Origin of the sequence: Bradyrhizobium sp. Rc3b, assembly GCF_900114915.1 — a bacterium.
In the GTDB taxonomy this organism is placed as follows: domain Bacteria; phylum Pseudomonadota; class Alphaproteobacteria; order Rhizobiales; family Xanthobacteraceae; genus Bradyrhizobium.
This window is the reverse complement of sequence record NZ_FOUS01000005.1, coordinates 463,082-489,144: the sequence shown is the minus strand read 5'-3', so window position 1 is coordinate 489,144 and position 26,063 is coordinate 463,082. Positions and strand designations below refer to the sequence as shown.

General features: G+C 64.7%; 30 protein-coding genes. 19 read left to right on the top strand and 11 right to left on the bottom strand.

The annotated features are described in order from the left end of the window. The first annotated feature begins 74 nt into the window (after positions 1-74). The gene (locus BM190_RS14980) at positions 75-665 is read left to right on the top strand and encodes a PAN domain-containing protein (protein ID WP_018316361.1); all 591 of its coding nucleotides are present in this window, start codon (positions 75-77) and stop codon (positions 663-665) included. Positions 666-779: 114 nt separating this feature from the next. On the opposite strand, the gene BM190_RS14975 is transcribed toward BM190_RS14980, so the two are convergent. The 3 genes from BM190_RS14975 to tldD are packed head-to-tail and all read right to left on the bottom strand — an operon-like array spanning position 780 to position 3,566. After that, positions 780-1,346, bottom strand: coding sequence for a nucleotidyltransferase family protein (locus tag BM190_RS14975; protein WP_092255837.1), 567 nt, complete (start codon positions 1,344-1,346; stop codon positions 780-782). 16 nt (positions 1,347-1,362) lie between these two features. Next, positions 1,363-2,142 (bottom strand): signal peptidase I, encoded by a 780-nt coding sequence (gene lepB, locus BM190_RS14970; RefSeq protein ID WP_018316360.1) that lies wholly within the window; start codon positions 2,140-2,142, stop codon positions 1,363-1,365. Further along, the gene (tldD, locus tag BM190_RS14965; protein WP_026201654.1) at positions 2,139-3,566 is read right to left on the bottom strand and encodes a metalloprotease TldD; all 1,428 of its coding nucleotides are present in this window, start codon (positions 3,564-3,566) and stop codon (positions 2,139-2,141) included. Before tldD ends, lepB begins: the two co-directional genes overlap by 4 nt. Positions 3,567-3,735: 169 nt before the next feature. On the opposite strand from tldD, the gene BM190_RS14960 reads away from it, so the two are divergent. Further along, positions 3,736-4,023: a hypothetical protein gene (locus BM190_RS14960; RefSeq protein ID WP_244550647.1), complete on the top strand. Its 288-nt coding sequence runs from the start codon at positions 3,736-3,738 to the stop codon at positions 4,021-4,023. Between the two features lie 2 nt (positions 4,024-4,025). On the opposite strand, the gene BM190_RS14955 is transcribed toward BM190_RS14960, so the two are convergent. Further along, positions 4,026-4,568 carry an invasion associated locus B family protein gene (locus BM190_RS14955; RefSeq protein WP_502686991.1) on the bottom strand — a complete coding sequence of 181 codons (543 nt, stop codon included), beginning with the start codon at positions 4,566-4,568 and terminating at the stop codon, positions 4,026-4,028. A gap of 480 nt (positions 4,569-5,048) precedes the next feature. Between BM190_RS14955 and coxB the strand changes: the two genes are divergently transcribed. The 9 genes from coxB to BM190_RS14910 all read left to right on the top strand — a co-directional run bounded on the left by coxB (position 5,049) and on the right by BM190_RS14910 (position 12,142). Then, on the top strand, positions 5,049-5,888 hold the full coding sequence (gene coxB, locus BM190_RS14950; protein WP_018316356.1) for a cytochrome c oxidase subunit II: 840 nt from the start codon (positions 5,049-5,051) through the stop codon (positions 5,886-5,888). Positions 5,889-5,975: 87 nt separating this feature from the next. Then, positions 5,976-7,595, top strand: a complete 1,620-nt coding sequence (gene ctaD / locus BM190_RS14945) for a cytochrome c oxidase subunit I (protein WP_018316355.1) — start codon at positions 5,976-5,978, stop codon at positions 7,593-7,595. A gap of 61 nt (positions 7,596-7,656) precedes the next feature. Further along, complete coding sequence (locus BM190_RS14940) at positions 7,657-8,601, top strand: heme o synthase (RefSeq protein WP_092255829.1); 945 nt, start codon at positions 7,657-7,659, stop codon at positions 8,599-8,601. After that, on the top strand, positions 8,598-8,774 hold the full coding sequence (locus tag BM190_RS14935) for a cytochrome c oxidase system small membrane protein (RefSeq protein ID WP_018316353.1): 177 nt from the start codon (positions 8,598-8,600) through the stop codon (positions 8,772-8,774). The genes BM190_RS14940 and BM190_RS14935 overlap by 4 nt, the downstream gene beginning before the upstream one ends. 5 nt (positions 8,775-8,779) lie before the next feature. Further along, positions 8,780-9,433 carry a cytochrome c oxidase assembly protein gene (locus BM190_RS14930; protein ID WP_018316352.1) on the top strand — a complete coding sequence of 218 codons (654 nt, stop codon included), beginning with the start codon at positions 8,780-8,782 and terminating at the stop codon, positions 9,431-9,433. A gap of 78 nt (positions 9,434-9,511) precedes the next feature. Beyond that, complete coding sequence (locus BM190_RS14925) at positions 9,512-10,408, top strand: cytochrome c oxidase subunit 3 (protein WP_092255826.1); 897 nt, start codon at positions 9,512-9,514, stop codon at positions 10,406-10,408. A 99-nt stretch (positions 10,409-10,507) separates the two neighbouring features. Further along, complete coding sequence (locus BM190_RS14920) at positions 10,508-10,909, top strand: DUF983 domain-containing protein (protein ID WP_018316350.1); 402 nt, start codon at positions 10,508-10,510, stop codon at positions 10,907-10,909. Beyond that, positions 10,906-11,658: an SURF1 family protein gene (locus tag BM190_RS14915; RefSeq protein ID WP_092255823.1), complete on the top strand. Its 753-nt coding sequence runs from the start codon at positions 10,906-10,908 to the stop codon at positions 11,656-11,658. Before BM190_RS14920 ends, BM190_RS14915 begins: the two co-directional genes overlap by 4 nt. Before the next feature lie 118 nt (positions 11,659-11,776). Beyond that, positions 11,777-12,142 carry a nuclear transport factor 2 family protein gene (locus tag BM190_RS14910; RefSeq protein WP_092255821.1) on the top strand — a complete coding sequence of 122 codons (366 nt, stop codon included), beginning with the start codon at positions 11,777-11,779 and terminating at the stop codon, positions 12,140-12,142. A 66-nt stretch (positions 12,143-12,208) separates the two neighbouring features. Here the strand turns inward: BM190_RS14910 and BM190_RS14905 are convergent, their stop codons facing one another. Then, the gene (locus BM190_RS14905) at positions 12,209-13,555 is read right to left on the bottom strand and encodes a histidine kinase (protein WP_092255818.1); all 1,347 of its coding nucleotides are present in this window, start codon (positions 13,553-13,555) and stop codon (positions 12,209-12,211) included. A gap of 86 nt (positions 13,556-13,641) precedes the next feature. Between BM190_RS14905 and BM190_RS14900 the strand changes: the two genes are divergently transcribed. The 5 genes from BM190_RS14900 to BM190_RS14880 all read left to right on the top strand — a co-directional run bounded on the left by BM190_RS14900 (position 13,642) and on the right by BM190_RS14880 (position 18,981). Continuing rightward, positions 13,642-14,286, top strand: coding sequence for a response regulator transcription factor (locus tag BM190_RS14900; protein ID WP_018316346.1), 645 nt, complete (start codon positions 13,642-13,644; stop codon positions 14,284-14,286). A gap of 552 nt (positions 14,287-14,838) precedes the next feature. After that, the gene (gene thrC / locus BM190_RS14895) at positions 14,839-16,257 is read left to right on the top strand and encodes a threonine synthase (RefSeq protein WP_177237080.1); all 1,419 of its coding nucleotides are present in this window, start codon (positions 14,839-14,841) and stop codon (positions 16,255-16,257) included. Beyond that, a complete protein-coding gene (locus tag BM190_RS14890) occupies positions 16,254-17,543 on the top strand; it encodes a M16 family metallopeptidase (RefSeq protein WP_092255813.1) in 1,290 nt (429 codons plus the stop codon). Before thrC ends, BM190_RS14890 begins: the two co-directional genes overlap by 4 nt. A 39-nt stretch (positions 17,544-17,582) precedes the next feature. Next, positions 17,583-18,170, top strand: coding sequence for a GNAT family N-acetyltransferase (locus BM190_RS14885; RefSeq protein WP_018316343.1), 588 nt, complete (start codon positions 17,583-17,585; stop codon positions 18,168-18,170). 160 nt (positions 18,171-18,330) lie between these two features. After that, a complete protein-coding gene (locus tag BM190_RS14880) occupies positions 18,331-18,981 on the top strand; it encodes a hypothetical protein (RefSeq protein ID WP_018316342.1) in 651 nt (216 codons plus the stop codon). A 208-nt stretch (positions 18,982-19,189) separates the two neighbouring features. Here the strand turns inward: BM190_RS14880 and BM190_RS14875 are convergent, their stop codons facing one another. From BM190_RS14875 to BM190_RS14855, 5 genes are all read right to left on the bottom strand, one after another. Continuing rightward, positions 19,190-19,675, bottom strand: coding sequence for a F0F1 ATP synthase subunit B family protein (locus BM190_RS14875; protein ID WP_018316341.1), 486 nt, complete (start codon positions 19,673-19,675; stop codon positions 19,190-19,192). A 5-nt stretch (positions 19,676-19,680) separates the two neighbouring features. Beyond that, positions 19,681-20,247 (bottom strand): F0F1 ATP synthase subunit B family protein, encoded by a 567-nt coding sequence (locus BM190_RS14870; RefSeq protein WP_018316340.1) that lies wholly within the window; start codon positions 20,245-20,247, stop codon positions 19,681-19,683. 65 nt (positions 20,248-20,312) lie between these two features. After that, complete coding sequence (locus BM190_RS14865; RefSeq protein WP_007599451.1) at positions 20,313-20,543, bottom strand: F0F1 ATP synthase subunit C; 231 nt, start codon at positions 20,541-20,543, stop codon at positions 20,313-20,315. Positions 20,544-20,596: 53 nt separating this feature from the next. Further along, a complete protein-coding gene (locus BM190_RS14860) occupies positions 20,597-21,346 on the bottom strand; it encodes a F0F1 ATP synthase subunit A (protein WP_018316339.1) in 750 nt (249 codons plus the stop codon). Between the two features lie 112 nt (positions 21,347-21,458). Continuing rightward, positions 21,459-21,833 (bottom strand): AtpZ/AtpI family protein, encoded by a 375-nt coding sequence (locus BM190_RS14855; protein ID WP_018316338.1) that lies wholly within the window; start codon positions 21,831-21,833, stop codon positions 21,459-21,461. Between the two features lie 359 nt (positions 21,834-22,192). Here BM190_RS14855 and BM190_RS14845 point away from each other — a divergent pair, with 359 nt between their 5' ends. Continuing rightward, positions 22,193-22,714: a hypothetical protein gene (locus tag BM190_RS14845; protein WP_092255995.1), complete on the top strand. Its 522-nt coding sequence runs from the start codon at positions 22,193-22,195 to the stop codon at positions 22,712-22,714. 160 nt (positions 22,715-22,874) lie between these two features. Continuing rightward, positions 22,875-23,348: a secondary thiamine-phosphate synthase enzyme YjbQ gene (locus tag BM190_RS14840; protein WP_092255810.1), complete on the top strand. Its 474-nt coding sequence runs from the start codon at positions 22,875-22,877 to the stop codon at positions 23,346-23,348. A 76-nt stretch (positions 23,349-23,424) separates the two neighbouring features. On the opposite strand, the gene BM190_RS14835 is transcribed toward BM190_RS14840, so the two are convergent. Next, positions 23,425-25,050 (bottom strand): MFS transporter, encoded by a 1,626-nt coding sequence (locus BM190_RS14835; RefSeq protein ID WP_018316335.1) that lies wholly within the window; start codon positions 25,048-25,050, stop codon positions 23,425-23,427. A gap of 337 nt (positions 25,051-25,387) precedes the next feature. Here BM190_RS14835 and BM190_RS14830 point away from each other — a divergent pair, with 337 nt between their 5' ends. Next, positions 25,388-26,059, top strand: coding sequence for a response regulator (locus BM190_RS14830; protein WP_018316334.1), 672 nt, complete (start codon positions 25,388-25,390; stop codon positions 26,057-26,059). Positions 26,060-26,063 lie beyond the last annotated feature (4 nt).

Sequence of the window (26,063 nt, the reverse complement as noted above, 5' to 3'; positions counted from 1 at the left end):
CCATACAGGTTTGCGGCGATCAAATGACCGGCTGAAAAAACCTGAACGTCGTCAATAACTCGAAAGCTGTTCTGATGGGGAAGGGCCGCCTGTCCGGCGCCGTCATGGCAAAGGTCTTGGCAAAAGTCCTGGCAAGCGCCGTGGCATGCGCCGCGCTGCTTTCGCTCGCATGCGTGAGCGTGCCGGCGCGCGCCCAGACTGCGTTCGACCGGCCCGGCGGCGACTATTTCAGCACGCCGGTCGCCTCGGGCGATCCCGAGGATTGCGCGCTGCTGTGCGAGCGCGACCGCCGCTGCCGCTCGTGGAGCTTCAGCTATCCCGACGTCGAAGGCGGCGCGGCGGTGTGCTGGCTGAAGAACACCGTGCCGGCGCGGGTGCCGGGAAGTTGCTGCATCTCGGGTGTGCGCGGCGCCGGCGTGATCGAGCCGCGGGTCGAGGGCGTGGAGACGTCGATCGACCGCCCCGGTGGTGATCTGCGCAATTTCGAGCTCAAGGACGGCGAGGGCGAAGAGGCCTGCAAGGCCGCCTGCACCGCCGATAACAAATGCCGCGCCTTCACCTATGCCCGCCCCGGCTACACCGGACGCGAGGCGCGCTGCTTCCTGAAAAAGGAAATCAAACCGCCGCGAAGGAAGGCGGGATTCACGTCGGGCGTGGTGCGGTAGGCAAGGTGCCGTAGTGCCGTAGGGTGGGCAAAGGCGCCCTTGCGCCGTGCCCACGATCTCTGAGATACGGCGCAGGCGGGTGGGCACGCTCCGCTTTGCCCACCCTACGGCATCTCACTCTGCCACGATCACCGTGAGCTCCGGCCACAGCGCTTTCCATCGCGCGGCTTTCACTACGTAGTTCGCAGCGGAAAAATTCGGACCCGGATTGGGCCGCGCGATCAGCCCTGCGACATCGTCGAACCCGTGCGGCGCGTAGACCTCGTAGCCATCGTCTGTGCGCCTGACCCCGACTTGCGTGTTCTGCGTGAGGAAGCGGTCGATGCCTTCCCTCGAGCTTCTCAGGGGCGGATAGGGCAGGCCGTGCTTGTCGGGAAACCACAGATGAACACGCGCCTGGTTGCGGATCTCGACCTTGGCGCCGAGATGGCCGAGCCGCGCATGCAGCTTGCGGATGACCGAATCCTCCGCTTCCCACGATGTATCAGGATCAAAATAGAACGCGTCGTAGTCGGCGATTCCGTGATCGATGGCGCGGCCGGTGAGCACGTTCCATACAGTCTGCATCAGGCATCCCGAGACCAGCCATGCATCCGGCAGATCGAGCCGCGCCAGCTCGTCGATGATCGTGACGTTGACGGGATTTCTCAGCGCGAGCGCGAGGAATTCGTCACGGTTCATCGCGCGATGAGGCGGCTCAATGCACGGCGGTGAAGAACCGGCCGAGCCGGAAGCCGGAGAGCCAAGTGTACACCGGCTGGCCGCGTATGCCGAGATCCCAGGAGCCGAGCACTGCATCGGCACGGCCGATCAGATTGTCGATCGGCAACAGTCCGACGCCGCCGGACCGCAGCGGCACGCGGCTGTCGGCGGAATTGTCGCGGTTGTCGCCGAGCACGAAGAGGTGACCCGCCGGCACCGTCACTTCCGGCGAGTTGTCGAGCGGACCGTTGTCGCGCATCTTGAAGATCAGGTGAGAGACGCCGTTCGGCAGCGTCTCGACATAGCGATAGGCGGGCTCGCTGCCGCCATTGTCGTCCTCGGCCGCGCCAACGCCGTCCGGCTTGAGCTCGGCAGGGCGGTCGTTGATGAAGAGCTGGCCCTGCCGCATCTGGATGCGATCGCCGGGCAGACCGACGACGCGCTTGACCCAGGCCTGCGAGCGATCGCCAGGCCAGCGGAACACGACGACGTCGCCCTGCTTCGGCGTTTCCGCGAAGACGCGGCCGCTCTCGGGCAGGCTGATCTGGATCGGTAGCGACGAGGTGCCGTAGCCGTAGGGGAATTTCGAGGCGAGCAGTGCATCGCCGATCAGCAGCGTCGGCTCCATCGAGCCCGACGGCACGTAGAACGGCTCGGCAAGCGCGCCCTTGGCGATGAAGACGGCTGCGACGATGCCGGCGAGCTGAACGATCTGCCCGCCCCAGCCGCTGCTCTTCCGCTTGGGGGTGACGGTGACCTTTTCTTCCACGCTCATGCGCCCGTTCCACCCACCGTGATGCGCTCCATCAGCAGCGACGGCTGGCCGACGCCGACAGGCACGCCCTGTCCATTCTTGCCGCAGGTGCCGATGCCCGTATCGAGCGCAAGGTCGTTGCCGATCATGCGGATGCGATGCAGGTCGGTCGGCCCGTTGCCGATCAGCATTGCGCCCTTCAGCGGCGCGCCCAGCTTGCCGTTCTCGATCTTGTAGGCCTCGGTGCACTGGAACACGTACTTGCCCGAGGTGATGTCCACCTGGCCGCCGCCAAAATTCGCAGCAAAGACGCCGTTCTTCACCGAAGCGAGAATCTCGGCCGGATCGCGGTCGCCCGCGAGCATGTAGGTGTTGGTCATGCGCGGCATCGGCACGTGAGCATAGCCCTGGCGACGGCCGTTGCCGGTCGGCTTCATGTTCATCAGCCGCGCGTTCTGGCGGTCCTGCATGTAGCCGACCAGGACGCCGTCCTCGATCAGCACGGTGCGATTGGTCGGCGTGCCCTCGTCGTCGATCGACAGCGAGCCGCGGCGCGAGGCCATGGTGCCGTCATCGACCACGGTGACGCCCTTGGCTGCGACCTGCTGGCCCATCAGGCCAGCAAATGCCGACGTCTTCTTGCGGTTGAAGTCGCCTTCGAGGCCGTGGCCGACCGCTTCATGCAGCATTACGCCGGGCCAGCCGGCCCCTAACACGACGTCCATCTCGCCGGCGGGGGCGGGGATCGATTCCAGATTGACCAAAGCCTCGCGCAACGCGCCGTCGGCGGCATCGCGCCAGTTCTTGCTCTCGATGAATTCGGCATAGCCGGCGCGGCCGCCATAACCCTTGCTGCCGCTCTCCTGGCGGTCGCCCTGGCCGGCAACGACGGAAATGTTTACGCGCACGAGCGGGCGGATGTCGCGATAGCTCTCGCCGTCGGGCCGCAGGATCTCGACGACCTGCCAGGTCGCACCCAGGCTGACGCTGACCTGCCGCACCCGCGGATCCTTGTCGCGCAGATAAGCGTCGATCTCGGCGAGCAGTTTTACCTTGGTCTCGAAGCCCGGGGCATCGAGCGGGTTGTCATCGCCGTAAAGGCGCACATTGGTGTGCGCCGGCGGCGCGGCGAAGCTGCCGGAATAGCCGCCGCGCACGGCCGCGACCGCGTCTGCGGCGCGGATCAGCGCCGGCAGCGAGACGTCGGAGGAATGCGCATAGCCGACCGCATCATCCTTGACCGCGCGTAAGCCAAACCCTTGCGAGGTGTCGTAGGTCGCCTGCTTCAGCCGCCCATTGTCGAACATCAGCGCTTCGGTCTGGCTGTACTCCAGGAACAGCTCACCATCGTCGGCACCGGAAAGCCCGCGCGCGACCTCGTGGCGAACCTGGTCGCGGTCGAGATTGGCACGGTCGAGCAGGGAGGTCGTGGCAGGATTTGTCATGCGTCCGTCCATTATCGGAAGATGTAGGGCAAGATAATGGTTTCCCGCCAGTTCCGCGAGGGCCGGACCGTGACATTACGAAAACGATAGGTGCGGCTCGGGCTTAAGCCGGCTTTCAGGCTTTTCGGGCTATCAACGGCGAACCCGGAGTCGGAGCCGCAGCCAGAGCATGTGGAATTCCCTGACAGTGTTCTGGGATCAGTATCACGGCCTGGTCATCGGCTTCGCCGCGCTGGCTTTGGTCCTGATCTTCAATCAGTTCGTCTACCGACGCCGCTGGACATCCTATCCCACGCGCGAGGCCTATGTCGCGGCTCACCCGGCCTGTGACACCGTTGACGGCATCCTCTGTGCGACATGTCGGCGAAAGGCGCTGGTCGGGCCAGTGGCCGGCAGAGGCCGCATCTATCGCTGCGGCTGGTGCGACACGGAGCTTTATCGCGTGGACAGGGCGTAGCCCTAAGGCAGCTTGTCATAGCCCTCGCCGAGCCCGTTCAGGCTGAGCGGGAAGCCGATGCCCTCTTCCGGGGTCTCGAAGATGATGAAGGTCGCGGTCTTGGCGCTGCGGAGCTGGCCGAGCAGCTTGTCGTCCATGACGACCTCGGCGACGCAGCCATTGGGCAGGCAGCGGACGAAGCCGGCGCGGCCGACGTCTTGGTTGTCGAGCTTGAGGCCGAGACCGGAGGGCAGCAGGACACCGAGCGGCGCGACCACGCGCATCAGGCGGCTCTTCTGGTCGGCGGTCTTCAGGACGATGACGGTCAGGCCGGCATTGGAGCGGTCTTCGGCTACCACGCTCTGGATCAGGGCGCATTGCTCGGTCTGGGCGCCCGGTGGGGTGTCGCAGCGGATCTGCCAGTCGCCATGGACGGAGCGGACTGCGCCCTGCGCATGGGCGAGGCCGGGGAGTGCCAGAAGGACGAGCGCGGCCAGCAGGCTGGCCAGCGCCGGGAGGCGGGTCATCTGCCTTCTAGCCAGCCTTGCCATAGCCAGCCCTGCCATCGATTTCGAAAGCCCCATCGGGTCGGTCCCTCTGCTCGCCTTTCTCGCTCGCGCTTGGCGGACTAATCTGGCGGACTGATACGGGAATGACGGCGCCTTGAAGGCGATTCCCAAGCAAATTCCACGCCGCCTCGCGCCGCCGCCGCCCGCACGAATCAGGTTCCTGCGCGGCCATCTGTCAGTGCCTACCGCGGGCAATTCCGCTGTCAAGCGGCAGCATCCCGGCAAACGGTATTTTTGTCTGATCTTACTAGGAAATATCTTGCGGGTGATCGCTGGCAGACGGGGCTCAAGACTGCATTGCGATAGATCAAAAATTATGGTTTGAGAGGCTTGATTTCGGCGTTCTAGCGATCTGGCCCCAATTCCTCTTAGAGGTATTCTTGCGCGGCGGTTTGTCAGGCGGGCGGATCGAATAAGCGTTTCCCGCAAACAGGGGGAGCGCACTTGGGGTGATTTCGTAAGGGGAGCGCGAACGGCATGAGGATGTCGATGGGCCCGGTGGGCCGGCACTTGCTGGGATTGGCCGTGGCGGGTCTGACGCTGGCGACGGGCGGTGCGGCATTTGCCGAGCTCGGGCAGCCGAAGCCCTGGGAATGGACGCTTCAGGAGTCCGGCTCCCCGGTGATGGACAACATCGTCTGGTTCCACAACTTCCTGTTCGTGCTGATCACGCTGATCACGCTGTTCGTCCTGGCGCTGCTCGTGGTCGTGGTCGTCAAGTTCAACGCGCGGGCCAATCCGGTGCCGTCGCGGACCACCCACAACACGCTGATCGAGGTGGCATGGACGCTGGTTCCGGTGCTGATCCTGGTCGGCATCTCGGTGCCGTCGTTCCGGCTTCTGTTCCTCGAGCTCGACGTGCCGAAGGCGGATATCACCATCAAGGCGACCGGCAAGCAGTGGTACTGGTCCTATGCCTACCCGGACAACGGCAAGTTCGAGTTCGACTCGCTGATGGCGCAGGACAAGCAGCCCCGCCTGCTCGGCGTCGACAACGAGATGGTGGTGCCCGTCAACAAGGTGATTCGTGTCCAGGTCACCGGCGCCGACGTCATCCACGCCTTCGCGCTGCCGGCTTTCGGCGTCAAGATCGATGCCATTCCGGGCCGGCTGAACGAAACCTGGTTCAAGGCGACCAAGACCGGCATGTTCTACGGCCAGTGCTCGGAGCTCTGCGGCAAGGACCACGCCTTCATGCCGATCGCGATTCGCGTCGTGAATGACCAGGAGTTCGCCTCCTGGGTCGAGACGGCAAAGAAGAAGTTTGCGAGCGGCGGCACCAGCACCTACGCCTCCGCGGCCGGCCCGACGCAGTAAGCGTCGGGTGACGGCTCTAAGGGACTGAAAGCGACATAAGGGCGGGACCTCCAGAGGTCCGATTGGGACGCAAGGCAGGATTTGAAAATGGCAACGAGCGCAGCGGCACACGGCGATCACGCCCACGGACATGACGAGCATGCCCATCCGACCGGATGGCGCCGCTACGTCTATTCGACCAACCACAAGGACATCGGCACGATGTACCTGATCTTCGCGGTCATCGCCGGCGTCATCGGCGCCGCGATGTCGATCGCGATCCGTGCCGAGCTGATGTATCCGGGCGTGCAGATCTTCCATGAGACGCACACCTATAACGTGTTCGTGACCTCTCACGGCCTGATCATGATCTTCTTCATGGTCATGCCCGCGATGATCGGCGGCTTCGGCAACTGGTTCGTGCCGCTGATGATCGGCGCGCCCGACATGGCGTTCCCGCGCATGAACAACATCTCGTTCTGGCTGCTGCCGGCCTCCTTCGCCCTGCTCCTGATGTCGACCTTCGTCGAGGGCGAGCCGGGTGCCAACGGTGTCGGCGCCGGCTGGACCATGTACGTGCCGCTGTCGAGCTCGGGCCATCCGGGCCCGGCCGTCGACTTCGCGATCCTGTCGCTGCATCTGGCGGGCGCCTCCTCGATCCTCGGCGCCATCAACTTCATCACCACGATCTTCAACATGCGCGCGCCGGGCATGACCCTGCACAAGATGCCGCTGTTCGTGTGGTCGATCCTGGTGACGGTGTTCCTGCTGCTGTTGTCGCTGCCGGTGCTTGCCGGTGCGATCACCATGCTGCTCACCGACCGCAACTTCCACACGACGTTCTTCAACCCCGAAGGCGGCGGCGACCCCGTGCTGTTCCAGCATCTGTTCTGGTTCTTCGGCCACCCCGAAGTGTACATCCTGATCCTGCCGGCTTTCGGCATGGTCAGCCAGATCATCTCCACCTTCTCGCGCAAGCCCGTGTTCGGCTATCTCGGCATGGCCTACGCCATGGTCGCGATCGGCGGCATCGGCTTCGTGGTGTGGGCGCACCACATGTACACGGTCGGCATGTCCAGCGCGACGCAGGCCTATTTCGTCGCCGCGACGATGGTGATCGCGGTTCCGACGGGCGTGAAGATCTTCTCGTGGATCGCCACGATGTGGGGCGGCTCGATCGAATTCCGGGCCCCGATGATCTGGGCGGTGGGCTTCATCTTCCTGTTCACGGTCGGCGGCGTCACCGGCGTCGTGCTGGCGAATGCCGGCGTCGACCGCGTGCTGCAGGAGACCTATTACGTCGTCGCCCACTTCCACTACGTGCTGTCGCTTGGCGCGGTGTTCGGAATCTTCGCCGGCTGGTACTACTGGTTCCCGAAGATGTCGGGCTACATGTACAGCGAGACGCTCGCGAAGGCGCACTTCTGGGTCACCTTCATCGGCGTCAACCTGGTGTTCTTCCCGCAGCACTTCCTCGGCCTGTCGGGCATGCCGCGCCGCTATGTCGACTATCCCGACGCGTTCGCGGGCTGGAACCTGGTCTCGTCGGTCGGCTCCTACATCTCCGGCTTCGGCGTGCTGATCTTCCTCTACTGCGTGCTCGACGCCTTCATGAAGAAGGTGCCGGCTGGCGACAATCCGTGGGGTGCAGGTGCGACCACGCTGGAGTGGACCTTGCCCTCGCCGCCGCCCTTCCATCAGTTCGAAGTGCTGCCCCGCGTGCAGTGATCGATCTCCCGCGGCGCCCGTGACGGGCGCCGCGGCTCTATAACCAAGCGAGTTGAATTAAGTGTCCGTCCTCGACCACAACGCCATCGACATCAATCCCCGCATCTCCGAGGCGGAGGTGGGCGACTACATCGCGCTCTTGAAGCCGCGGGTGATGTCGCTGGTGATCTTCACCGCGCTGGTCGGGATGGCGATGGCGCCCGGGCATTTCCACTGGGTGCTGGCCATCACCTCGCTGCTCTGCATCGCCGTCGGTGCCGGTGCCTCCGGCGCGCTCAACATGGCGCTGGAAGGCGATATCGACTCCAAGATGTCGCGCACGGCGAACCGGCCGATTCCGCGCGGCCGCATCACCCGCCCTGAAGCCATGGCGTTCGGCCTGACACTGTCCTTCTTCTCGGTGATGACGCTCGGCATCCTCGTCAACTGGATCGCCGGCGCGCTGCTCGCCTTCACCATCTTCTTCTACGTCGTGATCTACACGATGTGGCTGAAGCGCTGGACCGCGCAGAACATCGTGATCGGCGGCGCCGCCGGTGCGCTGCCGCCGGTGGTGGCCTGGGCTGCGGTGACCGGCACGGTTGACGTCGAGCCGCTGCTGCTGTTCGCCATCATCTTTTTCTGGACCCCGCCGCACTTCTGGGCGCTGGCGCTGTTCCGCTCCGACGATTACGCGCGCGCCGGCATTCCGATGCTGCCCAATGTCGCCGGTCCCGACGCGACGCGGCTCCAGATCCTGCTCTACACCATCGTGCTGATCGCGGTCGCCGCCGCGCCCTGGGCGCTCGGCTATTTCGACGCGATCTACGGCATCGTCTCGCTGATCCTTGGCGCCGGCATGCTGGTGCTCGCGATCAACGTCTATCTGCGCCGCGAGCGAGCTGCGTCGCTGCGCGCGACCCGCAAGCTGTTCGCCTTCTCGATCCTCTATCTGTTCGTGCTGTTCGCGACCCTGCTGGCCGAGGTCGTGTTCCGGGCAGTTGCTCCGCTGGTAGGGGGCGCATGATCGCAGGGATGGTCGACAAACCCGAGCCAGATGGAATCGTCCTCACCGAGGCGCAGAAGAAGAGCCGTCGTCAGCGTTCGATTGCGATCGCGCTCGCGCTCGGCGTGCTCGTGGTGCTGTTCTTCGCCGTCACCATGGTCAAGGGGCCGGCAGTCCTCGTGCGGCCGATGTAGGAAACATGGATCACGATCCCACCATATCGCAGGATGTCAGCGCCAAGCCGGCCAAGCGTGAGCCGACCAAGGGCCGCGGGCTGGGCCGCGATGTGGTGGTTGCTTCTATCTGCGGCGGCGTGGTCGCGTTGATGGTCGGTGCCTCCTACGCGGCGGTGCCGTTCTACAACTGGTTCTGCCGCGCCACCGGCTTCAACGGCACGACCCAGGTCGCGACCTCCGCGCCGGCCACCGGCCCGATCGCGCGGAAAATCTCGGTGCGCTTCGATTCCAACGTCGCGCCGGGCCTGCCCTGGAAGTTCGAGCCGGAGCAGAGCGAGATCGAGGTCAATATCGGCCAGGTCGTGACCGTCTTCTACACCGTGACCAACCAGGCCGCGCGCACCACCGCCGCGCAGGCCGCCTACAATGTCGCGCCGCTGACTGTCGGCTCCTATTTCCAGAAGATCAACTGCTTCTGCTTCACCGAGCAGACCATGGCGCCCGGCGAGAAGCGCGAGATGCCTGTTGTCTTCTACGTCGATCCCTCGATCGCTGACGATCACGAGAACGACGGGCTGAACACGATCACGCTGTCCTACACCTTCTATCCGGTGAAGGATCCCGTGGTGAAGCCGCTGGCATCGGGCGAAGGCGACAAGCGCAAGGGAAATCTTTGATCGCCGGGCTCGCGCTCAGGCGGTTGGAAACAAGGGGATAAGTGCCTGACAGGCACGGGATTGAGGAGAGAGACCGAAATGGCTACGGCGCACACCAAGCATCACGACTATCACCTGGTCGATCCCTCGCCCTGGCCGGCCGTCGGTTCGCTCTCGGCCTTCATCATGGCGGTCGGCGCGATCGCCTGGATGCATCACATGTTCTCGGCCGCGCCGATCGTGTTCGGCGTCGGCACCGTGGGCGTGCTCTACACCATGGCGAGCTGGTGGGGCGACGTGATCAAGGAAGCCCAGTACAAGGGCGACCACACCCGCGTCGTGCAGCTGCATCACCGCTACGGCATGATCCTGTTCATCGCCTCCGAGGTGATGTTCTTCGTGGCCTGGTTCTGGGCCTATTTCAACGCCGCGCTGTTTCCGGCCGACGCCGTCCACGCCACCCGCGATGCCGTGTTCGGCTGCGGCCTCGGCACCCAGGCCGGCGCCTGCGCCGTCCCCGGCACTTGGCCGCCGAAGGGCATCGAGACCTTCGATCCCTGGCACCTGCCGCTCCTCAACACGCTGATCCTGCTGACGTCGGGCACCACCGTGACCTGGGCGCACCATGCGCTGCTCGAGAACGACCGCCAGGGCCTGAAATACGGCCTGATCCTCACCGTCGTGCTCGGCGCGCTCTTCACCTGCGTGCAGGCCTATGAGTACAGCCATGCGGCGTTCTCGTTCGGCGGCAACGTCTATGGCGCGACCTTCTTCATGGCGACCGGCTTCCACGGCTTCCACGTGCTGGTCGGCACCATCTTCCTGCTGGTGTGCCTGTTCCGCGCCTATGCCGGCCACTTCACGCCGACGCAGCACCTCGGGTTCGAGTTCGCCGCCTGGTACTGGCACTTCGTCGACGTGGTCTGGCTGTTCCTGTTCCTCTGCATCTACGTCTGGGGACACGGCGCCGAAACCATGGCCCACGGCGCGCACTGAGCCCGCGCGGCAGATCATCAACAAGGGCGGCCCGCAAGGCCGCCCTTTCGCTTTCAGGCCGCCGGAAGCTCCGGCGGAACTGTGATAGAGTCCGCGATCATGAATGACAGCACCGGCCCGTCCGTGCCTGAAACCACCGTCCTGCAAAGCGCGCTGCGCGGGCTTGCCTGCCGATGCCCGCGCTGCGGCCAGGGCAAGCTTTATGCGGGCTTCCTGACGCTCGCGCCTGCCTGCGACCGCTGCGGTCTCGACTATGCCTTCATCGATACCGGCGACGGGCCGGCGATCTTCATCATCATGCTGGCCGGCGGGATCGTGGTGGCGGCTGCGCTCATCGTCGAGGTCAAATACCAGCCGCCATACTGGCTGCATGCGGCGCTGTGGTTGCCGCTGATCCTGGCCACCACATTGTTGCCGCTGCGTGCGATGAAGTCGCTGCTGATCGCGCTGCAATTCCACCACAAGGCGGCGCCGGGCCGGTTGGTCGACCGCGCGAAATGAATCAGCCTGCGCGCAAGCCTCGCGTGGCCGGCTTCGCGCTGTTCACGCTGTTCCTCACGGCCGTCTTCATCGCGCTCGGCCTCTGGCAATTGCAGCGCCGGACCGCCAAGCACGCGCTGGTCGCGGCGCTCACCGAGCGCCTTGCAGAGGTGCCCATCGTGCTGCCGCCATCTTCGCAATGGGCTGCACTCGATCCCGCGCGCGACGAATTCCGCCGCGTCAGCTTCACCGCGACCTACGCAGCCCTGCCGGATGCGATGATCTATTCGTCGGGCTCGGCAGTGCGCAAGGACGCCTCCGGCCCCGGCACCTGGGCGTTCCTGCCGGCGCGGCTGCCCAGCGGCGAGACGGTCGTGATCGATGCGGGCTTCGTCGAGAACACGATGCAGGACCGCAGCGTCGAGGATCGCGCGGTGAAGAAGCTCGTCACCGGGCAGCCGGTCGCGCTCACCGGTTACCTGCGCTTTCCCGAGCCGCCAGGCTGGCTGACGCCGGCGGAGAACCGCGACAAGCGGCTCTGGTTCGTGCGCGATCATCCGGCCATCGCAGGCGCGCTCGGCTGGGGCGCGGTTGCGCCGTTCTATGTCGACCTCGAGCAACCGGTGCCCGAGAACGGCATCCCGCGCCCGGGGCCGCTCGACGTGCATCTGAAGGACGATCACCTGCAATACGCCATCACCTGGTTCCTGCTCGCAGGCGCCGTGCTGATCGCCTTCGCGGTGTGGGCAAGAGGCCGGCGGCAGAGCTGAGCTCGACCGTAGATACTCTGAGGGAACCCGGTATCGTCCGGGGTTTATTATTCAGCGCGCATTCACGAGTGTGGTCCTAAGCCGCCGGTGAGTTTCCGCGGCAGACAGGGATTGCGGCGTGAGCGATTTCGACCAGATGGGAATTGTCGTCGATTGGGTGGACGCCTGCCGGAAGGGCGACCTCTCGACGTTGCTCGACCTCTATGCGGACGACGCCCAGGTCGAATGCACGTGCAACGGCGCGCAGCGCTATCGCGGCCGCAGCGAGCTCGAGGCCTATTGGCAGCCGCGCCTCAGTGCCTTCTCGTTGGCAGGTTTCGGGCTGGAGGAGATCCATCCCGCGCCCCATGGCGTCGATGTCGAATATTCCGTCGCCGGCGCGCTACGCATTCACGCCTCGTTTCGCTTCAGCCCGGAAGGCAAGATCCGCAGCACGTTGTGCGAGCCGGCGCAACAGGACGCGCATCATGGCTGCGCCTGTTAGGGCATGATGCGGACCCGAAGGGCCGCGTTGGCGCAAAGTGCGCAGTGGGTCTCCGACAAGGTCAGCTCATCCAATGGGCTGGACCGGCGCCTGGCGTGCCGGCTCGGTCGGAAGCCGGCAGCGTACATAAGTTCGCCCATCCACGCGCAACAGTGACAGCGATCCGCTGAGCGCGCGCACGCGTTCATGCATGCCGGTCAGACCGCGGCCGAAAACGTTGCCCTCGGGAAAGCCGTCGCCGTCGTCGGAGATCTCGATGATGAGCGCCTCGCCGGTGACGGTCGCCTGGGCATGGGCGTTGCCGGCCTTGGCGTGGCGCAGCACGTTGGTCAGCGCCTCCTGGATCACGCGATAGACGGTCTGGGCCAGCGGCCCGGCGATCACGTTGAGACCCGGATCGATCGTCTCCGTCAGGACGATATGCGGTGCCTGCTTGCGAAAGTTCTGGAGCAGCGTCTGCACGCTGGTCGAAAGGCCAAGCTCCTGAATGTAGAGCGGCCGCAACCGATCGAGGATGCGGCGGTTGGTCTGCTGGAGCGCCTCGACCGATTGCAGCACATCCTGGGCTGATTTGCCGAGATTTCCCACCTGCGGCGAGGCGTCGACCAGCGCGATCGTGCCGGCGCGGATGCTGAACAGCAGCGGTCCGAGCTCGTCGTGCAACTCGCGGGCGAGATCGCGCCGCTCGTCGTCCTGGAGCGACACCAGGCGGTGCATCAGATCGCGATTGTCCTGGCTCAATTGCGCCAGCGTCGCAGCCAGCGCATTTGCTTCCGCACAGCTCTGCCGGATCTCCGGCGGGCCTCCGACCGGGATCGGCTTTGCGTAGTCGCCGCGCCGCATCCGTGTGAGGCCTTGGCCGAGATGCTGCAGGGGACGCAGTGCCGATCCCGCGAAGACGTAAGCGATGATTCCGGTGAGCACGGTCAGCACGGCGACGAGGCCGGTCAGCGCCAGGAAGCCGATCCACTTCTCGAACAGGTCGGCCGACAGGTCCGGCAGGAACACGATATCGCCGACACGTCTGCCATCGATCAGCACCGGGGTTGCGGCGTCCATGTCCGGTACCATGAGCAGGTTGACAAACCACTGCGGAATCCCTTGCAGGTTGTGAAGGCCGTCCTTTGGTGGCTCCGCAGGAGGGGCTTCCGCGGAACGGAATTGGATGTCCGAGGAGGTGGTCAAGGATTGAACAAAGGCGTCAAGCGTCTTCCGCGGGTCGTCCGACGCGCGCAGAGTGTTGTTGAGTGCGGCCGCGATCGTCCGGGTCGAACGTCGTGCGGGCTCGTTCTCGTCGGCGAGCTGACCGGCCGCGAAGATCTGGAGCAGCACGCCGCCAAGGATCAGCGCTGCGAGAAAGCTCGCCCCAAGTGGAAGAAACAGTTGCGTTCTGAACGAGAGTCGTTGCCACATTAGGTCAATTCTAACGCGCATCGGCGGGATTTACTCTTTCCATTTGTTCCCGCCGGTCTATGAGTCGAAAAACAAGAGAGTGCGCGATGCAAGATACCGCCAAGCCGGCGACCAGGGTCCTGATTGTCGATGACCACCCCGTGGTGCTGTCCGGTTGCCGCACCCTGTTCGCTTCGGACCATTCGATCCGTATCGACGAGGCGACCGACGCCAAATCCGGCCATCGCGCCTATGTCAGCAAGCGGCCCGACGTCACCGTGATCGACATCAGCCTGCCCGATGTCTCCGGCTTCGAGCTGATGCGACGCATCCGCAAGGACGATCCCGACGCCAAGATCATCATGTTCAGCATGAACGACGATCCGGCCTTCGTGGTGCGGGCGGTCGAGCTTGGGGCGCAGGGCTATGTCTCCAAGGGCGATGATCCCAGGATCCTGCTGAAAGCGGTGCGCAAGGTGATCGCGGGCGACAATTACATCTCACCGCAACTCGCGGAAGCCGTGACGTTTTCCGGCGCGGCGATCAAGGCCAACCCGGCTTCGCAGATGACGCCGCGGGAGCTCGAAATTCTCCGCCTGCTCGGACGCGGCGACAAGATCGTGGAAGTCGCCGAGGCGCTCGGCATCTCCTACAAGACCGTCGCCAACACCACGTCCCTGCTCAAGCAGAAGCTGGGAGCCAAGAACCATTCCGACCTGATCAGGATCGCGGTTGAAATCGGCATGAATTGAGGGCCCGGGGGCCCGGCACCGAACCGGCTGCTCCAGGATGCAGCCGGTTCGGCGAGACGGATTGGTGCCGGCGTGCAGCCGGGCAATGCATGGACACCGCCGACACCCATCCGCGGACACAATGGGTCGAGGTGGCATTCGTTCCGGATCCCCGCAATTGTCGGGATAAAATGGCAATTCTTCACGACGGTTGGCTGGAGCGCGCTCGCAAAAGCTTGGGCATGTCGGGAAAAATAGGAACATCTTCCCGCGCTCGTCGTTTTCGCCCTTGACGATTTCGTGACTGACGGCGAAAGGTTGCCGGACAAGTTTCAGCGGGAGCGGCGACCCCAGAGGCAAACCGGTCTGCACATATCAACGACAGACCTTCCAAGAGAGGGCTGCGGCATCGCCGCAGCCTTTTTTGCTGGGCAGGGGTGCCGGCGGGAAGCGGTTTCCTGATGCCGCAAAACACTTTATGGTGGCGCAAAGCTTCTGGCTGTTAACAAGTAATTTCGTAAAATCAAAGGCTTAACGAGCGGTCGTAAGCCCGGTCGGCCTTTGGAGGGCAGTTTGACTCGTTATATCTCGACCCGGGGCGAGGCCCCCGAACTCGGCTTCTGCGACGTGATGCTGACCGGGCTTGCGCGCGACGGCGGCCTGTATGTGCCGACCATCTGGCCCCAGCTCTCCAATGAAACCATCGCCGGCTTCTTCGGCCGCCCCTATTGGGAGGTCGCGGTCGACGTGATCCGTCCGTTCGCCGGCGACGAGATTTCGGACGCCGAGCTTGGCCGCATGGCGAACGAGGCCTATGCCACCTTCCGCCATCCGGCGGTGGTGCCGCTGCGCCAGATGTCGCCGCACCAGTTCGTGCTGGAGCTGTTTCACGGCCCGACGCTCGCCTTCAAGGACGTGGCGATGCAGCTGATCTCGCGGCTGATGGACCATGTGCTCGCCAAGCGCGGCCAGCGCACCACCATCGTGGTCGCCACCTCAGGCGATACCGGCGGCGCTGCGGTCGAAGCCTTCGCCGGCCTCGAGAACGTGGATCTCATCGTGCTGTTCCCGCACGGCCGCATCTCCGAGGTGCAGCGGCGAATGATGACGTCGACGGGCGCGGCCAATGTCCATGCGCTCGCCATCGAGGGCAATTTCGACGACTGCCAGGCGCTCGTGAAGGGGATGTTCAACAACCATCGCTTCCGCGATGCGACCTCGCTCTCCGGCGTCAACTCCATCAACTGGGCGCGCATCGTCGCCCAGGTGGTCTACTATTTCACCTCCGCCGTCGCCGTCGGTGCGCCGGCGCGCGCGGTGGATTTCGTCGTGCCGACCGGCAATTTCGGCGACATCTTCGCCGGCTACGTCGCCAAGCGCATGGGGCTGCCGGTGCGGACCCTGCGCATCGCCGCCAACGTCAACGACATCCTGGCGCGCACGCTGAAGACGGGGATCTATGAGGTGCGCGAGGTGCACGCGACGGCGTCGCCGTCGATGGACATCCAGATCTCCTCGAATTTCGAACGGCTGCTGTTCGAGGCCGGCAAGCGCGATGCAGCCGGCGTGCGCCGCCTGATGGATTCGCTGAAGCAGTCAGGACGTTTCGTGCTGCCGGACGCAACGCTGGCCGCGATCCGCGAGGAGTTCGACGCCGGCCGCGCTGACGAGACCGAGACCGCGGCTGCGATCCGCGCCGGCTGGCGTGAGGCAGGCGAGCTGGTCGATCCCCATACGGCGGTGGCGCTCGCTGTCGCCGATCGCGACACCACCGACACGAGGGTGCCAAGCATCGTGCTCTCCACCGCGCATCCGGCCAAATTCCCCGACGCCGTCGAAGCGGCCTGCGGCCAGCGGCCGCAACTGCCGGCCTGGCTCGACGGATTGATGACCAAATCCGAACACATGAAGGTGATGAAGAACGATCAGGCCGAGGTCGAGCGGTTCGTGCTGTCGGTCAGCCGCGCCGCAAAGCAGGGAGTTGCCGGATGAGCGTCGAGATTTCCAAGCTTGCCTCCGGCCTGACCGTCGTCACCGACAAGATGCCCCATCTCGAGACCGCGGCGCTCGGCGTCTGGGCCGGCGTCGGCGGACGCGACGAGAAGCCGAACGAGCACGGCATCTCGCATCTGCTCGAGCACATGGCGTTCAAGGGCACGACGAAGCGCTCCTCGCGCGAGATCGTCGAGGAGATCGAGGCGGTCGGCGGCGACCTCAATGCCGGCACCTCGACCGAGACTACGTCCTATTACGCGCGGGTGCTCAAGGCCGACGTGCCGCTCGCGCTCGACGTGCTCGCCGACATCCTCGCCAATCCGGCCTTCGAGCCCGACGAGCTGGAGCGCGAGAAGAACGTCATCGTGCAGGAGATCGGTGCCGCGCAGGATACGCCCGATGACGTCGTGTTCGAGCATCTCAACGAGCTCTGCTATCCCGATCAGCCGATGGGCCGCTCGCTGCTCGGCACGGCCAAGACGCTGCGCGCCTTCAACCGTGACATGCTGCGCGGCTACCTCTCGACGCATTATCGCGGGCCCGACATGGTGGTGGCGGCCGCAGGCGCGGTCGATCACAGCCAAGTCGTTGCCGAGGTCGAGAAGCGCTTTGCGAGTTTCGAGGGGACGCCGGGCCCGAAGCCGCAAACCGCTCAGTTCGGCAAGGGCGGCGCCAAGGTGGTGCATCGCGAGTTGGAGCAGGCGCATCTGACGCTGGCGCTGGAAGGCGTGCCGCAGAACGATCTGTCGCTGTTCTCGCTCCAGGTCTTCACCAACATCCTCGGCGGCGGAATGTCGTCGCGCCTGTTCCAGGAGGTGCGCGAGAAGCGCGGCCTCTGCTACTCGATCTATTCGTTCCACGCGCCCTATACCGACACCGGCTTCTTCGGCCTCTACACCGGCACCGATCCGGCCGACGCGCCGGAGATGATGGAGGTCGTGGTCGACATCATGAATGAGTCGGTGGAGACGCTGACCGAGGCCGAGATCGCGCGGGCCAAGGCGCAGATGAAGGCAGGGCTCCTGATGGCGCTGGAGAGCTGCTCGTCGCGTGCCGAGCAGCTGGCGCGCCACGTGCTGGCCTATGGCCGGCCGCAGACGGTCGAGGAGCTGGTGGGCCGGATCGACGCCGTCAGCGTCGAATCGACCCGGGACGCGGCGCGTGCGCTGCTGTCGCGGAGCCGGCCTGCCGTTGTCGCATTAGGCAGTGGCAGGGGTCTGGACACGGCGGTGTCTTTTGCGGAAGGATTGACGCGGGCACGTGCCAAGGCGCGGCTGCATTAGGAGCCGCGCGCGGGCTGAGCTGCCCCGGGAAGCATCACCATGGCCCTCTTTCGCCTGCCGTCCAGTGGACCCGCCGCCCTCGCGCCGCGCGGTAACGGGCTGTTGCTGCGCGCGCCGCAGATGTCGGACTTCCTGCAATGGGCGCATTTGCGCGAAACCAGCCGCGATTATCTGACGCCCTGGGAGCCGATCTGGCCGTCTGACGATCTCACCCGATCCGGCTTCCGCCGCCGCCTGCGCCGCTATTCCGAGGACATTGCCGCGGACCGTTCCTATCCCTTTCTGATCTTCCGCGAGCTTGATGGCGCCATGGTCGGCGGCATCACGCTGGCCAATGTCCGGCGCGGCATCGTGCAGGCCGGCACCATCGGCTATTGGGTCGGCCAACCCCATGCCCATCGCGGCTACATGACGGCTGCACTGCGGGTGCTGCTGCCGACGCTGTTCGGCGAGCTCAATCTGCACCGGGTCGAGGCCGCCTGCATCCCCACCAATGCGCCGTCGATCCGGGTGCTGGAGAAGTGCGGTTTCTCCCGTGAGGGCTTGGCGCGCCGCTATCTCTGCATCAATGGGGTCTGGCAGGACCATTTGCTGTTCGGCCTGCTGCATGAGGATTTCCGCGGCTGAGCCGCTCGATCATGTGGCCAAATCCCTTGCCCAAGTCCTTTGGCCAAGTCCCCTGCCAAGTCCCCCTTTTTGCTGCCTTGGGTTCGCCGATTTTGACGATATAACCCGCATGCCCCGGCCCACGATCGGCCGGACAATTGTCATTGGAGTACGGGCTTTGATGGTGAAGCAGCTTCGGTCATCGCGGAATGTGCTGCGGCGGGGGACGGCGATCGCGCTTGTCTTGTCGATGTCGTTCGCGGCGGTTTCGCCGGTGGCCGCCCAGTCCTTGACTGACCGCTTCAAGAGCCTGTTCGGCGGCAAGTCGGATGAGCCGGCCCCGCCCAAGCCCGCGCCCGCGCCTGGCCAGCCGGCGGAAGACGAGGTCGATTGCCCGCAGGTGACGGTGCGCGCGGGCGCATCAACCTACGCGGTCGGGGCGGCCGGCAAGCCGGCCGTCGGCAACGAGATCCGCTTCCAGGCCTCGATCACCAAGATGGCGCGCGAATGTTCCCGCAGCAGTGTCGGCATCACGGCCCGGATCGGAATCCAGGGCCGCGTGATCGCCGGTCCCGCCGGCGCGCCCGCCACCGTCGAGGTGCCTTTGCGTGTCGCGGTGGTGCAGGGCGGCGTCGGCGAGAAAGTGATCGCCTCGAAGGCTTACCGGACGACGGTCGAGATGTCGGAGGGCGGCAGCGTGCCCTTCACCTTCATCGTCGAGGATCTGGCTTATCCGACGCCCTCCGCCGCGGTCGCCGATTCCTATGTCTTCTATGTCGGCTTCGACCCGCAGGCGCTGTCGCCCGAGCCGAAGGGACGGAAGAAGAAGTAGGTAAGCAAGTCGTCACGAAGAACGCTGTCATGCTCCGCGCAGGCGGGGCATCCAGTACGCCGCGGCTTCTCCGTATCTCATTGCTGTCTCTGGAATACTGGATCACCCGCTTTCGCGGGTGATGACACGGTATTTGTGGATTGCGGTGTCGCAAACAAAAAAGCCGGCGCTCATCGCGCCGGCTTTTTGATTACTGAAGGCAAAACCCTCAGTTCAGCTTCTGGCGAACCTCGGTGATGCCCTTGGCGAGCAGATCGTCGGCGACCTGGCCCTTGACCGACTGCGACAGGATCGTGGAGGCGGCCTGGACGGCGGCTTCCGCGGCTGCGGCGCGGACATCGGCGAGTGCCTGGGCCTCGGCGAGCGCGATCTTGCTCTCCGCGGTCTTGGTCCGGCGGGCGACGAAGTCTTCCATCTTCGCCTTGGCGTCGGCCGCGATGCGCTCGGCTTCGGCCTTGGCGTTGGCGATGATGTCGGCAGCTTCGCGCTCGGCCGTGGCGCTGCGTGCCTTGTAGTCGGCGAGCACCTTGGCCGCTTCCTGCTTGAGGCGCGTCGCGTCGTCGAGCTCGGCCTTGATGCGGGCGGCACGATGATCCAGCGCCGTCATCGCCGACTTGAAGACCCCGAGATAGGCGAACACGACCATCAGGATCACGAAGGCGATGGCGACCCAGGTTTCAGGATCGAAGAACATCTCGACTAACCTTTCAGGGACGCATCGACCGCGGCATTGACCGACGCGGCGTCGGGAACGACGCCGGTAAGCTGCTGCACGATCTGGCCTGCCGCATCGGCCGCGATGCCGCGGACGTTGCTCATGGCGGTGGCGCGGGTCGAGGCGATGGTCTTCTCCGCCCCGGCGAGCTTGGCCGCCAATTGTTCTTCCAGCGTCTTGCGCTCGGCTTCCGCCTGCGCATTCGCCTTGTCGCGGGATTCGTTGCCGATGGCCTGTGCCCGCGTGCGCGCCGAAGCGAGCTCGGTTTCATAGGCCTTCAGCGCCGCCTCGGACTGGTCCTTCAGCTTCTGCGCCTCGGCGAGGTCACCCTCGATCTTGTTCTGACGCGCCTCGATCGCACCGCCGACCTTCGGCAGAGCGAGCTTGGACACGATCACGTAAAGCAGGACGAAGAAGATCGCGAGCGACACCAGCTGTGAAGCGTAGTTGCTGCTCTCGAACGGCGGAAAACCGCCACCGTGGTGACCACCGTCAGCCTCGGTGTGAGCGCCCGCCGCCGGACCTTTTGCGCCGCCATGACTTTCAGCCACGGAGTTCTCCTGTTGCAGTCACACGCGCCGTCCCAATGGATGGAACGGCGCGAAAAACGTCGTCCTCAGAGCGGAACGAACAGCAGCAGCAGCGCGATCAGCAGCGAGAAAATGCCGAGCGCTTCGGTCACGGCGAAGCCGAAGATCAGGTTGCCGAACTGGCCCTGAGCGGCCGAGGGGTTGCGAACGGCTGCGGCGAGGTAGTTGCCGAAGATCACGCCGACGCCGACGCCCGCGCCGCCCATGCCGATGCATGCGATGCCCGCGCCGATAAGTTTTGCTGCTGCCGGATCCATTTTAGACTCCTTGGAAGAAAGATTGGGTTGTGGGTGGAAATTCCCCGGACCGCTCAGTGTCCCGGATGAATGGCGTCGTTGAGGTAGATGCAGGTCAGGATCGCAAACACATAGGCTTGCAGGAACGCGACCAGAATCTCGAGCGCGTACAGCGCGACCGTGAGAGCCAGCGGCAGCACGCCGCCGACCCAGCCCAGCGCCCCGAGCGAGAAGCCGAGCATGGCGACGAAGCCCGCGAACACCTTCAGCGCGATGTGGCCGGCCAGCATGTTGGCGAACAGACGGACGCTGTGGGAGACCGGCCGCAGGAAGAACGACAGGATCTCGATGAACATCACCAGCGGCAGGATGTAGCCGGGGACGCCGTGGGGCACGAAGATCGAGAAGAACTTCAGGCCGTTCTTGGCGACGCCGTAGATCAGGACGGTGAAGAAGACCAGAAGCGCGAGCGCCGCGGTGACGATCAGATGGCTCGACACCGTGAAGGTATAGGGGATGATGCCGACCAGGTTCGAGACGCAAATGAACATGAACAGCGAGAAGATCAGCGGGAAGAACTTCATGCCTTCCGCGCCGGCCGTCGAACGGATGGTCGAGGCGACGAATTCGTAGGAGATTTCGGCGACCGATTGCAGGCGCCCGGGAACCAGCTGCGTGCCGCTGGCGAGCATCAGGATCGAGATCACCGCCACCGCCACCAGCATGTAGAGCGACGAATTGGTGAAGGCGATCGTGTGATTGCCGATATGGCCCAGGGTGAAGAGAGGCTCGATGTTGAACTGGTGGATCGGGTCGATTTTCATCAGCGCGGCATCTCTTGGTCTGCCGGGCAATGCCGGCGGGTCTCGGTCTGCCGGCCGGGCCGGCCCGTACCGGCAAGGCCGGCACGATCATTCCTGTCCTGGTGCGGATCGGCTAAGACCCACCGCGCCTGTTTTGACCCGCACCCGCCGTTCTCACCACATTCACCACGCCGGCGACGAAGCCCAGCAACAGGAACACGATAAATCCGAAAGGCGACGTCGACAGCAAGCGGTCGAAACCCCAGCCAATCCCCGCTCCGACAACGACCCCGGCGATCAACTCGGAGGATAACCGGAAACCAAGCGCCATCGCCGAAGCTCTGGCCGCTCTGTCCTCACCGTCACCTGCGGGTTGCTCGGTCTTGATTCGTCGGTCCCGGAATTCGGACAACCGCTGATCAAGATTTCCGAGCCGTTCGGAAAGCGCAGCTTCCTCGGACGATCTATCGCGATCCCCATTCTCGCCGTGTCCCGTGCCCTGTGTCATGCAACGAAGACCCGAAACGCCGCGGCTGAATGGAAATTGCGCCCGCCACCCTCAAAAGCCGCGCGGACCATACTGATGGCCCATAATCAAGTCAAGCCAAGTCACGATTGCGTCGCTTTCGTTTATGTAGCTGATTTATTTGATGATATTGGCGCGCACGGCAGCGCTGCACACAGCGTGACGCCGCACCGCAGCAGCAAGCCTCAGGATCGGCGAAGGCGGCCGCCCTTTCGCCACGCTGCCGGGATCGAACACGCCGCCGCGATCGTTGATAAGGGTGCGTGTTTTGGGCGGCGGATCGCCTCACCGGGGTGTAGAATTTGCGAGAGGGCCACCAGCACGCCGTGGCGGAGATCGCGATGAGACCAGTGACGTCATCCACAACATCATGGCTTGCGCTGGCGGCGTTCGCCGCCGCGGTGGCGATCGCCGGCGACCTCGAGGCCGCGCAATCCGCGCCCGACAGCGAGAACGGCCGCTACAGCATGACGCCCATCCCCGAGGGCGTGCTGCGGCTCGACACGCGCACCGGCACGGTATCGACCTGCACCAAGAACGGCGCCGGCTGGGCCTGTTACGCGGTGCCCGACGAACGGACCGCGCTCGACGCCGAGATCGGCCGGCTCCAGGCCGAGGTCGAAAGGCTGCAGGGACAGCTCGCGGCCGGGCCGACGGTGTCCGGCAAGATCGACGAGGCGCTGCCGAAATCCGACCCGCTGAAGAAAGCGGAGCCCAAGGCCGCCGAGGGCGAGCGCAAGATCGAGATCCCGCTGCCGAGCGACCAGGACGTCGACCGCGTGATGTCGTTTCTGGAAAAGGCCTGGCGGCGGCTGATCGACATGGCCAACCGCGTCCAGAAGGACGTGTCGGGGAAGATTTGAGGACCCCTTCGCGCCATCCATGCGTTGAGGTGCCGTAGGGTGGGCAAAGGCGTTCTTACGCCGTGCCCACCATGGTTCTAAGGCAATGAGGAAAGACGTGGGCACGGCGCGTTGCGCCTTTGCCCACCCTACGGCAGTATTCGATTAGTCGAGACCCTTCATGACATCAACCAGATCAGTCACCCGCTCGGCGCCATCGTCGGTGCAAGCCGACACCATCGCATCGTCATTGCTGACCGTGCAGACATCGGGTCACGGCTTCACCGATCTGACGAGCGAGGCTGCAAAATTCATCGCCGAGGTTCACGCGCGCGACGGCGCGCTGACGCTGTTCATCCGCCATACCTCGGCCTCGCTGACGATCCAGGAGAACGCCGATCCCTCCGTGCTGGTCGATCTCACCACGGCACTGTCCCGGCTGGCGCCGGAGAATGCCGGCTGGACCCACGACGCCGAAGGACCGGACGACATGCCGGCACATATCAAGACGATGCTGACCGGGGCCTCGCTTCAGGTCCCGGTCCTGAGCGGCAGGCTTGCCCTCGGCACCTGGCAGGCGATCTATTTGATCGAGCACCGCAAGCGCCCGCACCGGCGCGAGGTGGTGCTGCAATTCGTCGGCAGCAATCAATAAAGCAATTTTAGTGCTCAAACAAAACCGGCCGCGGATCGCTCCGCGGCCGGTTCGTTGTACTTATCGCTGCTTTCGATCAGGTCGCCTTGATGTCGACGTCCTTGGTCTCGGGCAGGAAGAAGAAGCCGATCACGACGGTAATCGAGGCGAAGATGATCGGGTACCAGAGGCCGGCATAGATGTCGCCCGTCGAGGCCACGATGGCAAAGGCGGTCGCCGGCAGCAGGCCGCCGAACCAGCCGTTACCAATGTGGTAGGGTAGCGACATCGAGGTGTAGCGGATGCGGGTCGGGAACAGTTCGACCAGCATCGCCGCGATCGGGCCGTACACCATGGTGACGAACAGCACCAGGATGAACAGCAGGCCGATGATCGCCGCCACCTGCGGACGGAAGATGTCGAACGGATGGGACATCTTCACGATGCCCGCATCGCCGGCCTTCGGATAGCCGGCCGCCTGCACCGCGGCGAGCACTGCCGGGTTGCTGTCCTTGGCGCTCGTGTAGGGCACTTCCTTACCATTGACGACGACCTTCACACCCGAGCCGGCTGCGCCAGACGTGGTCGAGTACTTGACCGACGACTGCGACAGGTAGGCACGTGCGGTGTCGCAAGGTGCGGTGAAGACACGGGTGCCGACCGGGTTGAACAGGTCGCCGCAACCCGCGGGATCCGCCACCACGTCGACCTTGACCGATTCGATCGCCTTTTCCAGCGCCGGGTTGGCATTGGTGGTGATCATCTTGAAAATCGGGAAGAAGGTCAGCGCCGCGATCAGACAGCCGCCGAGGATGATCGGCTTGCGGCCGATCTTGTCGGACAGCATGCCGAACACGATGAAGAAGCCGGTGCCGAGCAGCAGCGACCAGGCGATCAGCAGGTTGGCGGTGTAGCCGTCGACCTTCAGGATCGATTGCAGGAAGAACAGCGCGTAGAACTGACCGGTGTACCAGACGACGCCCTGGCCCATCACGCCGCCAAGCAGCGCGAGCAGCACCAGCTTGCCGTTCTGCCAGTTGCCGAAGGCTTCGGTCAGCGGCGCCTTCGAGCTCTTGCCCTCGTCCTTCATCTTCTGGAAGATCGGGGATTCATTGAGGCGAAGCCGGATCCAGACCGAGATGCCGAGCAGCAGCACCGAGACCAGGAACGGGATGCGCCAGCCCCACTTCGCGAAATCGGCCTCGCCGAGGGCGCTACGGGTGAACAGGATCACCAGTAGCGACAGGAACAGGCCGAGCGTCGCGGTGGTCTGAATGAAGGAGGTGTAGTAGCCGCGCTTGCCGTTCGGAGCATGCTCCGCGACATAAGTGGCCGCGCCGCCATACTCACCGCCGAGCGCCAGGCCCTGGGCGAGGCGCAGCGCGATCAGGATGATCGGAGCCGCGATGCCGATGGTCGCCGCGTTCGGCAGCAGGCCGACGATGAAGGTCGACAGACCCATGATCAGGATGGTGACGAGGAAGGTGTATTTGCGGCCGACGATGTCGCCGACGCGGCCGAACACGATCGCGCCGAACGGACGCACCAGGAAGCCGGCGGCGAAGGCCAGCAGCGCGAAGATGTCGCGGGTGGCTGGCGGGTAATCCGAGAAGAACTGCACGCCGATGATCGAAGCCAGCGAGCCGTAGAGGTAGAAATCGTACCACTCGAAGACGGTACCGAGCGAGGAGGCGAGAATGACGAACCGTTCGTCCTTCGTCATCCCTCCCGCGCCTGCTTGAGACACAGCCATTGTCGACATATTGAGTCGCTCCCCGAATTGCGTTTCCTCGCACCCCAGACGTCCGGACATGCCGGATCAACCCAGGTCTTGCCTGCAAGGTAACATCGGCGTGAAACCCGCCCCAATACGACTTTCGGCCTTGCGCACTGACGCGTAGCTGACGCCGGTATCAGGCACCGGCGCGCCGCCACGTAGGCTTCCGGATTAACCCCTTTGCAGCAAAGGGATAATGTGCACTTGCATGCCACGGCCGCTCGGGGAAGAATTGACAGACCCGGGATCTGTCCGCCGGCCCGCGAACGACAGCAAGAGAACGATGAACGCTCCCTCGACCCATCTCGTCATCGCCGATGACCATCCTCTTTTCCGCGACGCGCTGCGACAGGCGGTGGCCGGCGTCCTGACCTCGGCCAGGATCGACGAGGCCGGATCGTTCGAGGATCTGACCAAGCTCCTGGAACAGACCTCGGATGTCGACCTGATCCTGCTCGACCTCTCGATGCCCGGGATCTCAGGCTTTTCCGGCCTGATCTATCTGCGTGCGCAATATCCGGCGATCCCGGTGGTGATCGTCTCGGCGTCCGACGACAGCGCCACGATCCGCCGCTCGCTCGATTTCGGCGCCTCCGGCTTCATTCCCAAGCGATTCGGCGTCGAGACCCTGCGCGACGCCATCCTCAAGGTGATGGAGGGCGACGTCTGGGTTCCCGCCGATACCGATCTGTCGGCTGCGGCCGATCCCGACATGACGCGCCTGCGCGACCGTCTGGTGACGCTGACGCCGCAGCAGGTCCGGGTCCTGATGATGCTGTCGGAGGGCCTCCTCAACAAGCAGATCGCCTATGAGCTCGGGGTCTCCGAGGCCACCATCAAGGCACATGTCTCGGCGATCCTGCAAAAGCTCGGCGTCGAAAGCCGCACCCAGGCGGTGATCGCCGCCGCCAAGATCGCCGGCGGCCAGTGGAAGCAGGGCACGCCGACGGGGTGAGCCC

Bases quoted from the DNA above. Each gene is read 5' to 3' on its own strand.
- BM190_RS14920 (WP_018316350.1), top strand. From the start codon at position 10,508: ATGAATGACAGCACCGGCCCGTCCGTGCCTGAAACCACCGTCCTGCAA.
- tldD (WP_026201654.1), bottom strand. From the start codon at position 3,566: ATGACAAATCCTGCCACGACCTCCCTGCTCGACCGTGCCAATCTCGAC.
- BM190_RS14960 (WP_244550647.1), top strand. From the start codon at position 3,736: ATGTGGAATTCCCTGACAGTGTTCTGGGATCAGTATCACGGCCTGGTC.
- coxB (WP_018316356.1), top strand. From the start codon at position 5,049: ATGAGGATGTCGATGGGCCCGGTGGGCCGGCACTTGCTGGGATTGGCC.
- BM190_RS14880 (WP_018316342.1), top strand. From the start codon at position 18,331: ATGGTGAAGCAGCTTCGGTCATCGCGGAATGTGCTGCGGCGGGGGACG.
- BM190_RS14915 (WP_092255823.1), top strand. From the start codon at position 10,906: ATGAATCAGCCTGCGCGCAAGCCTCGCGTGGCCGGCTTCGCGCTGTTC.
- BM190_RS14865 (WP_007599451.1), bottom strand. From the start codon at position 20,543: ATGGATCCGGCAGCAGCAAAACTTATCGGCGCGGGCATCGCATGCATC.
- BM190_RS14925 (WP_092255826.1), top strand. From the start codon at position 9,512: ATGGCTACGGCGCACACCAAGCATCACGACTATCACCTGGTCGATCCC.
- BM190_RS14930 (WP_018316352.1), top strand. From the start codon at position 8,780: ATGGATCACGATCCCACCATATCGCAGGATGTCAGCGCCAAGCCGGCC.
- BM190_RS14855 (WP_018316338.1), bottom strand. From the start codon at position 21,833: ATGACACAGGGCACGGGACACGGCGAGAATGGGGATCGCGATAGATCG.
- ctaD (WP_018316355.1), top strand. From the start codon at position 5,976: ATGGCAACGAGCGCAGCGGCACACGGCGATCACGCCCACGGACATGAC.
- BM190_RS14890 (WP_092255813.1), top strand. From the start codon at position 16,254: ATGAGCGTCGAGATTTCCAAGCTTGCCTCCGGCCTGACCGTCGTCACC.
- BM190_RS14955 (WP_502686991.1), bottom strand. From the start codon at position 4,568: ATGGCAGGGCTGGCTATGGCAAGGCTGGCTAGAAGGCAGATGACCCGC.
- BM190_RS14905 (WP_092255818.1), bottom strand. From the start codon at position 13,555: ATGTGGCAACGACTCTCGTTCAGAACGCAACTGTTTCTTCCACTTGGG.
- BM190_RS14835 (WP_018316335.1), bottom strand. From the start codon at position 25,050: ATGACGAAGGACGAACGGTTCGTCATTCTCGCCTCCTCGCTCGGTACC.
- lepB (WP_018316360.1), bottom strand. From the start codon at position 2,142: ATGAGCGTGGAAGAAAAGGTCACCGTCACCCCCAAGCGGAAGAGCAGC.
- BM190_RS14840 (WP_092255810.1), top strand. From the start codon at position 22,875: ATGACATCAACCAGATCAGTCACCCGCTCGGCGCCATCGTCGGTGCAA.
- BM190_RS14980 (WP_018316361.1), top strand. From the start codon at position 75: ATGGGGAAGGGCCGCCTGTCCGGCGCCGTCATGGCAAAGGTCTTGGCA.
- BM190_RS14900 (WP_018316346.1), top strand. From the start codon at position 13,642: ATGCAAGATACCGCCAAGCCGGCGACCAGGGTCCTGATTGTCGATGAC.
- BM190_RS14875 (WP_018316341.1), bottom strand. From the start codon at position 19,675: ATGTTCTTCGATCCTGAAACCTGGGTCGCCATCGCCTTCGTGATCCTG.
- BM190_RS14935 (WP_018316353.1), top strand. From the start codon at position 8,598: ATGATCGCAGGGATGGTCGACAAACCCGAGCCAGATGGAATCGTCCTC.
- BM190_RS14830 (WP_018316334.1), top strand. From the start codon at position 25,388: ATGAACGCTCCCTCGACCCATCTCGTCATCGCCGATGACCATCCTCTT.
- BM190_RS14845 (WP_092255995.1), top strand. From the start codon at position 22,193: ATGAGACCAGTGACGTCATCCACAACATCATGGCTTGCGCTGGCGGCG.
- BM190_RS14860 (WP_018316339.1), bottom strand. From the start codon at position 21,346: ATGAAAATCGACCCGATCCACCAGTTCAACATCGAGCCTCTCTTCACC.
- BM190_RS14975 (WP_092255837.1), bottom strand. From the start codon at position 1,346: ATGAACCGTGACGAATTCCTCGCGCTCGCGCTGAGAAATCCCGTCAAC.
- BM190_RS14885 (WP_018316343.1), top strand. From the start codon at position 17,583: ATGGCCCTCTTTCGCCTGCCGTCCAGTGGACCCGCCGCCCTCGCGCCG.